The organism is Lactivibrio alcoholicus (assembly GCF_055390895.1).
Window position 1 is genome coordinate 3,374,067 of the sequence record NZ_AP042471.1, and the last position, 13,374, is coordinate 3,387,440.

General features: G+C 56.7%; 11 protein-coding genes. All 11 read left to right on the forward strand.

Features of this window, described 5'->3' with window-relative positions:
- The first annotated feature begins 2 nt into the window (after positions 1-2).
- The 11 genes from ACZ5IU_RS15645 to clpP all read left to right on the forward strand — a co-directional run bounded on the left by ACZ5IU_RS15645 (position 3) and on the right by clpP (position 13,288).
- Positions 3-1,106: a DVU_1551 family NTP transferase gene (locus ACZ5IU_RS15645; RefSeq protein WP_464418958.1), complete on the forward strand. Its 1,104-nt coding sequence runs from the start codon at positions 3-5 to the stop codon at positions 1,104-1,106.
- A 222-nt stretch (positions 1,107-1,328) separates the two neighbouring features.
- Entirely contained in the window at positions 1,329-2,159 is an 831-nt protein-coding gene (locus ACZ5IU_RS15650; protein WP_464418960.1) for an FAD binding domain-containing protein, read from the forward strand.
- Positions 2,160-2,163: 4 nt separating this feature from the next.
- The gene (locus ACZ5IU_RS15655) at positions 2,164-2,631 is read left to right on the forward strand and encodes a (2Fe-2S)-binding protein (protein WP_464418962.1); all 468 of its coding nucleotides are present in this window, start codon (positions 2,164-2,166) and stop codon (positions 2,629-2,631) included.
- Positions 2,624-4,960, forward strand: coding sequence for a xanthine dehydrogenase family protein molybdopterin-binding subunit (locus tag ACZ5IU_RS15660; protein WP_464418964.1), 2,337 nt, complete (start codon positions 2,624-2,626; stop codon positions 4,958-4,960). The genes ACZ5IU_RS15655 and ACZ5IU_RS15660 overlap by 8 nt, the downstream gene beginning before the upstream one ends.
- Positions 4,961-4,972: 12 nt before the next feature.
- Complete coding sequence (locus ACZ5IU_RS15665) at positions 4,973-6,289, forward strand: amidohydrolase family protein (RefSeq protein ID WP_464418966.1); 1,317 nt, start codon at positions 4,973-4,975, stop codon at positions 6,287-6,289.
- 14 nt (positions 6,290-6,303) lie between these two features.
- Positions 6,304-7,200: a dihydroorotate dehydrogenase gene (locus ACZ5IU_RS15670; RefSeq protein WP_464418968.1), complete on the forward strand. Its 897-nt coding sequence runs from the start codon at positions 6,304-6,306 to the stop codon at positions 7,198-7,200.
- A gap of 49 nt (positions 7,201-7,249) precedes the next feature.
- Positions 7,250-9,550 (forward strand): xanthine dehydrogenase family protein molybdopterin-binding subunit, encoded by a 2,301-nt coding sequence (locus ACZ5IU_RS15675; protein WP_464418970.1) that lies wholly within the window; start codon positions 7,250-7,252, stop codon positions 9,548-9,550.
- Positions 9,547-10,902 (forward strand): FAD binding domain-containing protein, encoded by a 1,356-nt coding sequence (locus ACZ5IU_RS15680; RefSeq protein ID WP_464418972.1) that lies wholly within the window; start codon positions 9,547-9,549, stop codon positions 10,900-10,902. Before ACZ5IU_RS15675 ends, ACZ5IU_RS15680 begins: the two co-directional genes overlap by 4 nt.
- 77 nt (positions 10,903-10,979) lie before the next feature.
- Positions 10,980-11,183, forward strand: a complete 204-nt coding sequence (locus tag ACZ5IU_RS15685; RefSeq protein WP_464418974.1) for a cold-shock protein — start codon at positions 10,980-10,982, stop codon at positions 11,181-11,183.
- Positions 11,184-11,320: 137 nt separating this feature from the next.
- Positions 11,321-12,691: a trigger factor gene (gene tig, locus ACZ5IU_RS15690; RefSeq protein ID WP_464418976.1), complete on the forward strand. Its 1,371-nt coding sequence runs from the start codon at positions 11,321-11,323 to the stop codon at positions 12,689-12,691.
- 15 nt (positions 12,692-12,706) lie between these two features.
- Positions 12,707-13,288 carry an ATP-dependent Clp endopeptidase proteolytic subunit ClpP gene (gene clpP, locus ACZ5IU_RS15695; protein WP_464418978.1) on the forward strand — a complete coding sequence of 194 codons (582 nt, stop codon included), beginning with the start codon at positions 12,707-12,709 and terminating at the stop codon, positions 13,286-13,288.
- The last annotated feature ends 86 nt before the right edge of the window (positions 13,289-13,374 follow it).

Below are 13,374 nucleotides of genomic sequence, written 5' to 3' on the forward strand. Positions count from 1 at the left end.
TCATGGGACGAGGGAGAATCGCGGGCATTGTCCTCGCCGCGGGGTATTCTTCACGGATGAAAGAATGCAAGGCACTTCTTCCGATAGGAGATGAATCGCTTCTGGAACGGGCTGTACGCGCCCTTTCCGAATCGGGCGTGGATCCTGTTTTTGTTGTCATCGGAGCGCGTCCCGAGATTCGAACGTATGCGGAAAGGATGAATGTCCGGATTCTCGAGAATCCACATTTTCATTCGGGAATGTTTTCGTCCGTCCGTACCGGAATTGCCGAAATTCTCCAGAACCCCTCTCCGGTTTTCGTCCTGCCCGTCGACGTACCGCTTCTCCGGAAACAAACGATTTCTCATCTCCGGTCTCTTCCTTCGTGCGACTCGTTCATCCATGTCCCCGTCTTCTGTGGTCGTTCCGGCCATCCTCCTCTCATCGGAAGGGAAGTACTCGAACCTGTTTTTTCATGGGGCGGGGAAAACGGCCTTCGCGGTTTTCTCGAAGTACATCCAGAGTTTGTCCGTCCAGTTCCGGTTCCCGATGCGGGGATTATCTTCGATACGGACACGTCGGTTGAACTGGATCGATGCAGAATTCTCGAAACCTCCAGAGCGGCGTTTCCATCGAAAAGCGAATGCAGGGCAATTTGGGACATGGCCGCAACTCCGGTTGCGGTCCGGAGGCACTGCCATATCGTTGCGCATGTTGTACGCGTTTTTGGACGAATCGTCGAACGTGAAATTCCTGTCGATCTTCGTCTTCTCGATCGTGCCGCCCGCCTTCACGATATGCGAAAGGGGGTCGCGCATCATGCCGGTATGGGTGCGTCCTTCCTTCGCTATTGGGGATTTTCGAAGCTCGCTTCGCTTGTCGAACATCACCAGGACCCGTCGGACGATTCGATTGAGGAGGAGATTCTGTCGCTTGCGGACAAGATGGTTTTTGGAGAGAGAATCGTTTCGCTCGAATGGCGCAGACAGGATCTCTACCGGAGATTCTCAGACCCGATCGCGATTGCCGCGGGGGAGAAACGATTGTCGAAAGCGACAGAGACACTCAGGAAAATTGAAAGGCTGGCGTCGATGGAGGTTCGGGAATTTCTCTCTCTTCACTCCTGACATTCGGTCGTATTTGTCCTCTTTCAATTTCAGTCATGATAGAATGACCCGAAACGATCACTCAAATGGATCACGATCTGTTCGGGGTCACAGATCGCCATCGGAATCGTGGAGATGTGAGCGTGTTCATCGATCCACGATTCGAGTTCTTCGGAACCTGGGTGCCGAGGAAGTGCGATTCCTTGGGTTCCTGAATTTTCTTTCCATCGGGAGGATCGGCAAATGACTGACCTGATATGGTTCCACCCCCGAAGCCTGGATGAAGCTCTTACCCTTCTGCAGGACGAATCGCTGCGTGTCCACGGCGGCGGAACCCATATCCTTCGAAGCGGTCGCACGACAAGAGGTGGGTTGCTGGACATCTCGCAACTCGGGCTCGACTTCGTCAGGATCGAGAAGGAATGGATCGATATCGGCGCAATGGCGACCTATTCCGATGTCATTCGCGCCCTTCGGAATTCCTTCCCCGATAACGTGCTCACGAAAGCTCTCTCCCAATCGGCCTCGACGCCATTGCGGAATCGCATCACCGTCGGCGGAAGCCTCGCGTTGCTGCCGCCATGGTCGAGCATTCTGGGACCGGCGGTTGCGTCCGACGCCATGATTTTCCTTGAAGGCGGAAGTCGCGGGGGGTTCCCGCTCTCCGAGTTCCGGGAAAACAAGCCTCTTCTTCTCAAAGGTTCTCTCATTCATTCGATGCGCATTCCCCTTCGACAGGAGTTTTCCTCTTTCCATCCGGAAAAACGGGTTGCATCCGATTACCCTTCTTTCACGGTAACGGCGCTTGCCGCCCTCGACAACGGCGTATTTTCCGGAGTTCGCATCGTCGTCACGGGCGTGAAATCCCTTTTCGTTCGCCTTGAAACCGTTGAACGTGGCATCGACGGACATTCCCCGGAAGAAGTCGATGTCCGGAAGATTTGCACGTCGCTTCCGCTGTCGTTCGCGGACAAGCCCGCCGGGAGTTCCGGATTCCTTTGCGACATCGCGTCCGTTCGCCTCGAACGATGTCTTTCGGAATTGATTTCGCTTGCTTCGGGGAAGAGGGGATAATCTTATGGAGGGAAGATTTCTCGTTAACGGCGCGACACACACGTTCTCGTTCGATCCCGGGGAAACGCTTCTCGACGTCCTCCGGCGATACGGACATACCGATGTCCACTGTGGATGCAGGGAAGGCAGCTGCGGCGCGTGCGCAGTCCTTCTCGAGGGGAAACTCGTGAACTCCTGCCTTGTGTATGCCGCCACGGCAACGGGGAAAAGCATACTGACCGTTTCGGGGCTGGGAACGCCAGACAAGCCGCATCCGATCCAGCAGGCATTCGTGGATTGCGGCGCGATTCAATGCGGCTTCTGTACTCCGGGAATGATTCTCGCAACGTTCGCGTTGCTGGAGGGAAATCCCAACCCATCCGACGACGAGATTCGGACCGCCCTGGACGGAAATCAGTGCCGGTGTACGGGATACGTGAAGATAGTGGAAGCCGTCAAACTGGCTGCGGGGAGGCTCGAGCGCCATGAATGATTCACGATCCGCGCATGTGATCGGTTCTTCCGTCCCGAAGATCGATTCTCTCTCCCTCGCCTGTGGCGTGTGCCGATTCACGATGGATTTCGAACTCAGGCACCCTCTTTTCGTCGCATTCGCATATTCTCCGTATCCGCACGCAGACATCGTGTCAATCGACACGGAAGACGCCACCGCAATGCCCGGCGTCATCGACATTCTTTCGTACAGGAACGCACCCGACCGGCTGCATACGACGGCGGGACAGGGGTATCCGGAACCGTCTCCCTATGACACAAGGCTCTTCCCGAAACGCGTTCTGTGCGTGGGCGACAGGGTCGCCGCAGTCGCTGCAGAAAGCAGGGAAATCGCCGAAAATGCCGTCAAAAAACTTAAAATCGAATATTCACAGCGGAGCCCCCTTTTCGATCCGGAACAGGCCGGGGAGCCCGAATCTCCAAAACTCCATGCCGACGACGGATCCTATGCGCCTCTTCCCGTCCCGTACCGCCCGGACGAGAATCTCGTCGGAGAAGTCCTTTTTTCCTTCGGCGACTGCGAAAATGGATTCTCCGAGGCCGATTTCGTCGACGAATGCACGTACCACACGCAATACGTGCAACACTGCGCCATGGAGCCTCACGCTGCAAGCGCTTCTTTCGACGAATCGGGGCGCCTCGTCATCATATCGACGACCCAGGTCCCATTCCATGCGCGACGGATCGTCAGCAAACTGACAGGAATTCCGGTCGGACGCATCCGCGTCGTCAAACCCCGCGTCGGAGGAGGATTCGGATCGAAACAGGAGGTCATACTCGAACCCGTCGTCGCGCTCTTCGCGCTTCGGACGAGGAGAAACGTCATTGCCGAGTTTTCGAGGAAAGAGGTGTTCATGAATTCGCGAACGCGACATCCGTTCCGGGTCCGGATCAAGACCGGCCTGAAGAACGACGGAACCATAACCGCGCTCGAGATGGACGACCTCATGAACGCGGGAGCCTACGGAGCGCACGGATTGACGGTTCTCTCGAACGGCGGTTCGAAAGTCCTTCCGCTTCTGAACAAAATCCCCAACGTCTCCTTTACGGGGCGGACCGTCTACACAAATCTCCCGACAGGAGGAGCCTATCGCGGATACGGAGCCACCCAGGGGTATTTCGCGCTGAATCAGCAGATCGATATTCTCGCGCGCCGACTCGGCGTCGATGTGACCGATTTCGTAAAGGCGCAGCACATTCGCGAAGGAGAAACGTCCGAAGTGTTCAAGGCTATCGGCGAAGGTACCGAGGGAGTCAGCCAGATTATCAAATCGTGCCGCCTATCTGAATGCATCGATACCGGAGCGCGCGAAATCGGCTGGAAAGAAAAGCGTGGCAAACGTCTCCGCAACGGGGATTTCGTGAGGGGAGTCGGTTTTGCCGTTGCGATGCAGGGATCCGGAATCCCTCTCGTGGATATGGGCTCGGCGTGGATGAAGATGAACGACGACGGGTCGGTCAATCTCATGGTCGGCGCAACCGACATAGGTACGGGCTCCGATACGATTCTGGCCCAGATTGCCGCCGAAACGCTTACGCTCCCCATGGAGAAGGTCATCGTCCTTTCGTCCGATACCGACCTCACTCCGTTCGATACCGGCGCGTACGCATCCTCGACGACGTACATCTCGGGAAAAGCGGTGCAGCTCTGCTCGGAGAAGATCCGTGAACAAATCCTTTCGATCGCGGCACCCATGCTGGAGTGCGACGCGACGTCCCTTTCCCTTCGCGCCATGAGCGTTGTCGATATCCGGACAGACCGTTCCGTCTCCTTCGAAGATATCGCGTGCCGGGCGACGTATACGACGAATCAGGCGCAGATTCAGGCGACGGCATCCTTTGTGGCCGACGAATCGCCCGCTCCGTTCATCGCCCAGTTTGCCGAGGTCGAAGTTGATATCCGTACGGGAACGGTTCGCGTCCTCTCGTTCGTGTCGGTCGCCGATTGCGGCGTCGCCCTGAATCCGCGAATGGTCGAGGGACAGATCGAAGGCGCGACGGTCAACGGCATCAGTTTCGCACTCTGCGAGGAGCTGCTGTTCGACTCCAGCGGACGCGTCACGAATCCGTCCTTCTGGGACTACAAAATCTACACCGCAGCCGACGTTCCGCCGATGAAGACGATCGTTCTCGATTCCTTCGAGCCAACGGGGCCCTTTGGCGCGAAATCGATTGCAGAAATCGGCATCAACGGACCGGCCCCCGCTATCGCCAATGCGATATTCGATGCGATCGGAATTCGCATGTTCGATCTTCCGATGACGCCCGAGAAGGTCCTCCGGGAGATCGGGCGACGTGGCGTTTCCTGACGTGGTGGCACGATGACACGTGACACGATATCGGCATTCGCGATCGGAGGCGGGGTCGTTTCTGACGGGGAACGGGTGTTTCTTCCCGACGGCGCCATCGTTATCGATAAGGGAAAAATCCTTCGGATCCTCCCTTCGATCGAGGCGAAGCGAACGACGGAACGGTTCATCGACGTGGAAGGCCGTTTGATTCTTCCTGGGTTTGTCAATTTTCACCATCATCTCTATTCGTATTTCGCGGTCGGACTGAAACCGTGCGGGAGGACCGACACGTTCTCCCAGATTCTCGAGAACTTCTGGTGGAAGCTCGATCGGGTTCTCGTCGAAGAAAGCGTCTTTTTTTCGGCCCTTCTCGGGCTCGCGGAGTCGATCAAAAACGGGACCACGACGGTATTCGACCATCATGCGTCGATGGGATACGTCGCCGGAAGCCTCGAGACCGTCGCCCGCGCGTTTTCCGAAACCGGAATCCGAGGTTCTCTCTGCTTCGAGACGTCCGACCGCTTCGGAACCGCCGAAGCATACCGCCATATCGAGGAAAATTCGACCTTCTGCAGAAATTACATGGAGGATGGGATGATCCGAGGTCTCTTCGGACTCCACGCGTCCCTGACGCTCTCCGAAGGGACGCTGCGGGAGGTCGCGCGAAACAGGCCCGATGGAGTTCCGGTGCACGTCCACTGCGCCGAAGCTCCGGACGACGTGGATGTCTGCCGATCGCTCGGCTACTCGGGCGCCGTCGAAAGGCTTTCCGCACACGGACTTCTCGAACCGTCTTCGATCCTTGCGCATGCCGTTCATCTTTCTGCACGGGATCTCGAAATCCTTCATTCCGTGAATCCGCTCGTCGTGACCAATCCCGAATCGAACGCCAACAACGGAATCGGAAAAATGGACAGGGATGCTGTTTCCAGATATCTCCTCGGAACAGACGGCATGGCGGGCGACATGGTCCAGAGTCTGCGATCCTACATTCTTCTCGGCAAGGGCGGTGGGGAACCGGCGGAACGGACCGGAGACATGTTTTTCAAGCACCGGCGGGAAGCGCTTTCCCGTTTTTTTCCCGCATGTTCCGGTTTTGAAGCCGGAGCAGCCGCCGACATCGCGGTTCCGGACTATGTTCCTCTGACTCCCGTGCGTCCGGAAAACATCGTCGCTCACCTCGTCTTCGGGGCGAAGCAGGGACGGGCGTTCATGACGGTTGTCGACGGCCGCGTTCTATGGAAAGACGGCCGTTTTCCTCATTTTGACGAAAACGCGGCGCGGCGCGAAGGAACCCGGGTCGCAGCCGCTCTTCACGAGAGATATTCGCATTTCCTGCACCGATAGGGAAAGGGGCATGTATGTTGGCGTCTCTTCAGACCCGTATCACCAACGTGTTTTTCAGGAATCCTGTCCTGTCCGCCGCAGGCCCCAACGTGGCGACCGCCGAGAGAATGCTCGCCGCGGTTCGCGGAGGAGCGGGCGGAATCGTCACGAAAACAGTCTCGGTCGTCCCGGCGCAAGATCCCCGTCCGACGATCCGCAAGTGCGCCTCCGGTCTTCTGAACTGCGAAACGTGGTCCGAACAGACTGCGGATTCTTTCCTCGACGCGTACCGGGAAGTCAGGAAAACCGGCGTTCCGTTGATCGTGTCGATCGGATATTCGCCGGAAGACGTCTCGAAGCTCGGAAAGATGCTCGAGAAAGAAGTGTTCCCCGACGCGATAGAATTCTCGACGCATTACATCGGAAAATCCATCGAACCACTCCTCGACGTGGCGAGAGCCCTGCGCGAAAGTGTCAGCGTCCCGATCTGGATGAAGATTTCCCCTTCGACTCCTGATATCGGGGAACTCGCCTCCAAAGCGTCGGCGTACGTCGACGCTTTCGTCGCAATCAACTCCGTCGGCCCTGCACTCGACTTCGACATCGAAACGGCGCGTCCCCCTCTCGGATCGAAGAATTCATTCGGATGGCTTTCCGGCCCGGCGATTCATCCTATTGCGCTGCGCATCGTCGCCGAAATAGCACAGGCGCAGAACAAACCGGTTATCGGCGTAGGCGGGGTTTCGTCCGGGAAAGACGCAATCCGCTTCTTCATGGCCGGAGCTTCGCTGGTGCAGGTCTGTACTGCGGCCATTCTCGGCGGTCCTGGGATCTATGGAAAGATCGCCGCGGAAGCGGAAGCGTGGCTGAACGAACACGGATGTGAATCCGTGGAGGAAGTTCGCGGAGCGTTTCTGCGAAATCTGAAATGAAGCAGACACGCATCATCCAGCATTGCGCAGGGGAGGTCCGGCGACGCCGATGAGCGAGACTAAAGGATTCCGTACGGTCGGCTCCGACGTTACGCGACATGACGCATGGTCCAAGGTAACGGGACGGGCGCGGTACGTCGGAGATATTCCGACCCCCGATGCGTGGATCGGAGGAACGTTTCGTTCTCCTGTCCCGCGCGGAAAGCTCCTTGCGATTCACAGACGCGAATCGTTCGACTGGTCATCGGTCGTCTGTCTGACGGCAAAAGATCTTCCGGGGCCGAATTTCGTTTCGATGGTCCGGGACGATCTTCCTATCCTTGCGGACGATGAAATCCGCTTTGCGACTCAACCACTTGCCATCGTTGCCGCGCCTGACGCATCGACGCTGGCGGAGGCCATCCGGCATCTTTCGGCCGAAATCGAAGAGCTCCCGGCGCTCTTCTCCGTGGAGGACGCCGCTTCCGGAAACGAAATCATCTTCCCTCCCGACAATATCATCATGGAATACCGAATCGGAAGCGGCGATATCGAGGCCGGATTCGCCTCTTCGGAAAGAATCGTCGAGGGAACATACAAAACGGGATATCAGGAACACATCTACCTCGAGACGCAGGGGATCGTCGCGACTCCAGACCCTGACGGAGGCATCGACGTCACAGGCTCCATGCAGTGCCCGTACTACGTACACAACGCTCTCTGCCGCGGACTGCTTCTCCCGGCGGACAGGGTAATCGTCAGACAGGCCGTGACCGGAGGAGGATTCGGAGGAAAGGAAGACTACCCCTCGGTACTCGCGCTCCACGCGTCACTCCTCGCGCTCAAATCGGGGCATCCGGTCCGTATCGTCCACGACAGAAAAGAGGACATCCTCTGTTCCACGAAGCGTCATCCGTCCATCATCCGTCACAGAACCGGCGTACATCCGGATGGATCCCTGGCGGCAGCGGATATCGATATTCTCCTTGACGGCGGAGCGTACACCACGATGAGCATCGTCGTTCTTCAGCGGGCCGCCCTCCACGCGACGGGAGGCTACAGGATTCCGAACGTTCGCATCCGCGCCCGAGCGATTGCGACGAATACGCCTCCGAACGGAGCGTTTCGCGGCTTCGGGGTTCCACAGAGCATGTTCGCGATCGAACGACAGATGGACGCGATAGCGCAGTCCCTCGGAATCGATCCGCTCGATCTCCGCCTCCGAAACGTGATGAACGAAGGGGACTCCTTCCCCTTCGGACAGAGGCTGAAACAGGGACTGCCCGTCCGGGACATTCTCGAAAGGGCTGCCGAAATAACGGAATACCGGAAGAAACGAGCGGAATACGCACGTTCCCGTGAAGCAACGAAGCGGAAAGGAATCGGTCTCGCGCTCGGACTTCACGGAAGCGGGTTCACGGGAACTGGAGAACAGAAGATCGCCGGCACGGCACGAGTCCGATGGAACGAGGACGCGACGGTGGATATTCTCGTCAGCAGCGTGGAAATGGGGCAAGGCGCCTCGACGATTCTTCCGATGCTGGCCTCGGAAGCTCTCGGAATTCCCGTCTCGATGATCCGTCATCCTCTTCCCGACACGTCTCGCGTCCCGAACAGCGGTCCGACAGTGGCTTCGAGAACGACGATGTACGTGGGAAGAATGGTCGTCGACGCCTGTCTGGATCTCGTGAAAAAACTGGCGGATTTCGCCGTGTCGCGGCCCGGAAGCCGGAAGGCGCCGATACGCTTTTCAGACGGCACCTTCCGCGATACATCTGGAACCCTCTCTATTCCGATCGGAGAACTCGCGTCGGAGTATCTGAGAAACCACGATGACCTGTACGGGACGTCATCGTTCCGTCCGGAACACGCCGCGTCCTGGGACGACGCGGAATTCCGGGGAGAGGCGTACAAGGCATACGCATGGATCACAACGGTATGCGAGATCGAGGTCGACGAAAGCACGTGCGAAATAACGCCTCTCGAAACGACGTGCGTCGTCGATATCGGAGAGCCGGTCCATCCGATTCTCGCCGAAGGACAAGTCGAGGGAGGAACGCTGCAGTCCCTCGGGTGGGCGTATCTCGAGGAACTTCCGTGCGATCATGGAAAATATGCCACGGGACATCTGAACGCGTACCTTATCCCCACATCGAAGGATGCCCCCCGTTTTGCGGTCGAATTCATGAAAAATCCCTGTCCCGACGGCCCCTGCGGGGCGAAGGGACTCGGCGAGCTCCCCATGGATGCGGGCGCCCCCGCGCTGATGTCCGCCGTCGAATGCGCAACGGAGGTTCGCCCTGTAGAGATCCCGTTGACCGGCGAAAAACTCTTCGGATTGCTGAGGGAAAGGGCGGGGAGTGGCCGATGAGATTTACGTGCCGGATCAACGGAGTCGTTCGAACGATCGATACGCATCCGCTGCGTCGGCTTCTCGATATCCTGCGCGACGATCTCGGACTGACCGGAACGAAGGAAGGGTGCGGAGAAGGGGAGTGCGGCGCGTGCGCGGTCCTTCTCGAAGACGTTCTTGTCAATTCGTGCATGGTGCCGGCGATGCATCTCAGGGGAAAGAGTGTTCTTTCGATCGAAGGAATAGGAGTGGACGGACCGGATGCCCTGCAACGCGCATTCGTCGAGGAAGGCGCCGTTCAGTGCGGTTTCTGCACGCCGGGAATGATTCTCGCCGCACGTGCGCTTTTGCTGAAGGGGGAACACCCGTCGAGGGATGCGATACGCGACGCGCTTTCCGGGAATCTCTGCCGCTGTACGGGGTATGAACAGATATTCCGCGCGGTCGAAAAAGCTTCGCGGGAGGGATACGGGGCACATTGCCGGAGACATCTCGTCCCGGTCGATCCCTCGTATTCCCTTGATCGGAGCGAACGTTCCTGGTGTTTCCTGCCGGACACCCTCGAAGAGGCGCTTTCCGTTCTCGCGTCGCGTGACGAACGCCCCCTCGTGTTCGCAGGAGGAACCGATATCTTTCCCGACATGAAAAACGAGAAGGTAGCCTGTCCTCAAGTTCTCGACCTGTCCGCCATCGCGTCGCTCAAGAAGATTCATTTTGAAAAAAACGATGTCCTGATTTCCGCTTGCGTTCCGGTGACTCGAATCGCGGAAGATCCTGCACTGAACCGCACCGTGAAGATTCTCTGCGATGCGGCGCGTTCCATAGGAGCGCCTGCCGTACGGAACAGGGCGACCATAGGCGGAAACCTCGCGAATGCATCCGCTGCCGCCGACCTCCCCGTTCCGCTTCTTGTCCTGGGTGCGAAGGTGCATGCAAGAAACGAGTCGCAAGAAAAAATCTTCGAACTTGAAGATTTTTACGAATCATACCGATCGACGAAACTTGGGAAGGACGAACTGATCACGGCAATTTCCTTTCCGCTTCCCCCAGAGGGTGCAGTCCAGGAATTCCACAAGCGCGGCTCGAGGGCAACGCTCACTCTCTCCAGAATGTCGCTTGCGTTTCTCTCGTCACATTTGCCTGATGGAGGGTACGACATCCGTATCGCTGCGGGCAGTATGTCTCCGGTTCCTTTTCGTCTCAAACGAACCGAGGCGTATATCAGGCATCACCCGATGACCGCCGAAACCCTGCAGAGGGCGATCGATGTCGCATCCGGCGAGATCAATCCGAGAAAGTCGGGAGAATACCGACGGTATCTTTCTCTAGAATGCATGAGAAAACACCTCCAGGCTTTAGAAAACGCTTGACTTTCCAAATCAGTCGTGATATCCTTCTCTACGCAGTCGGGCCTGACATGCAATCGTCACATTAGGAGGAAAAATTTTTGGCTTCTCAGGGAACTGTCAAGTGGTTCAACGCAACAAAGGGGTATGGGTTCATCACCTGCGACGATGGCAAGGATGTTTTTGTTCATTTCAGCGCCATCAAGGGTGAAGGGTTTAAGACGCTGGACGAAGGGCAGAGGGTTTCCTTTGACGTCGTTCAGGGATCCAAGGGAGATCAGGCGTCTAACGTAGAAAAGATGTAGTCAATCCGCCACTTGGGCGGTTTTTTTGAAGCGCAGCGGCATTCTCCCGAATGTCGCTGCGCTTTTTAGATTTTACGATTGTATGAACGTGATATACTACGCGATGCTTCATCGACCTTTGAAAGGGGCTGGCATAAGTGCGATCCGAAATAATTTCCCAGGAAAAAAATAAAATCTCGATTCGTGTAGAATACGAAGCGGGCGAGTTTGCGCAAAACATTGAGAAAGCCGTCCGGAAGATCGCACAGAGCGTGACGGTACCGGGTTTCCGAAAAGGGATGATCCCGAGAAGGATCATCGAGATGCGCTTCGGTCGACAGGCGATTTATTCCGAAGCGCTTGATTCGATGCTTCCGAACACGATCGATCAGGTCGTCTCCGATTACGAACTCGATATCATCGACTCTCCGAAGGTGTCAGTCGAGACGATGGAAGAAGGAAAACCCCTTCAGGTAGCCTTGAATTTCGAAGTCACCCCGGAAATCCAGACTCCGGAACTCTCCGAGATCTCCGTCGTGAAGACGATCCCTCCGGTCACGGATGACATGCTCCGACAGACCATAGATGACATCCGGCGGCAGAATACGAATCTTGTCGCGGTCGACGGACGTAACGGTACGGAACGCGACGTCGTCGAAATCGATTACGTGACGACGGTTTTCTCCAAAGAAGATGTCGAGGAAAAACGACATGAATCGGCCCCCGCATCGGTCGATCTCGAGGCGGAGAATCTCCGTCGCGAAATACGCGAGGCACTCGTCGGCGTCCGCCCGGGGGTGACCGCCATCGCGGATGTCCACATCGAGGACGATTATTCCGACAAGGATCTCGCCGGGAAGAAAGTCCGCTACGAGATGACCGTCAGGGCGATCAAGGAAAAGCAGCTCCCGGAGATGTCGGCCGACTTTTTCAAGGCGGCTCTCGGCGAGGATATTCAGGACGAGGATTCCTTCAGGAACGCGATTCGAGAACGGCTTGCCCGAAAAATCGAAGCGGACGCACAGGCGAAAGTCGAAGCTGAAGCGGTAGAGACGCTCTCCGAAAGATCGATCTTTGACGTTCCGCCCTCTCTCGTCGAAAAACAGGTGCTTTCGATGAAGGAACAGGACGAGGAAACCCTGAAAAAGAAGTACAACAGGAGCGTGTCGGAATTCCTTGAGGAGTCCTCTCTTTCAAAAGACGAATACGACTCCAATATCAGGTCTCAGGCCGAAAAGATCGTCAGACGAACGCTTGTTCTCGACGAAATGGCGAAACGATTCGGCATAAAGGTCGAAAAAGAGGAAATGGAAGGCGAGATTTCGAATCTTGCCGTTATGTACCGCGTTCCGGCGGAACAGATCAAAAGAACCCTTTTCAAGGACAGGGAAAGGCTTTCCGATCTGCTTTCGAAAATCCGTTACCGGAAAACCGTTGAAGCTGTCATGAAAAACGTCACGGTTTCGGAGAGCGTTCCCTCCGCCGAAGAGGCAACCGACCGGGATCCTTCCGGGACGACATCCGACTGACGAAAGGCGCTTTCCATGTATATCCCGTTTGTGATTGAACAGACAGGAAGGGGAGAACGATCCTACGATATCTACAGTAGACTGCTGAAAGACAGGATCGTTTTTCTCGGGGACGAGATTGACGAACAGGTCTCGAATTCCGTCGTAGCCCAGCTTCTCTTTCTGGAAAGCGAGGACCCGGACAAGGATGTCAACCTGTACATCAACAGTCCCGGAGGCGTCGTGACGGCGGGAATGGCTATCTATGACACGATGCAGTACGTCAAATGTCCCGTTTCGACGATCTGCATCGGACAGGCTGCCAGTATGGCGGCCGTTTTGCTTGCGGGGGGAGCCAAGGGGAAGCGCGTCGCGCTGCCGAACTCCCGCGTCATGATTCACCAGCCTCTCGGCGGAATGAGGGGGCAGGCGGTCGATATGGAGATCCACACGAAGGAAATTCTGAACCTGAGAGATCGGCTCAATGATATACTTGTCACGCATACAGGCCAGCAAAAGAAGAAAATAAAGGCCGATACGGATCGGGACTTTTTCATGTCGGCAGAGGAAGCGGTCGAGTACGGAATCATCGACAGGGTGATCCGGAACAGAGATTGATTCCTCTCTTGAGACACTCCTGGGAGGAAGGGAGCCCCGAAGCGGAGCTCCCTTTTTTTGTATCGGCATAAGCGAATCATGCGTTC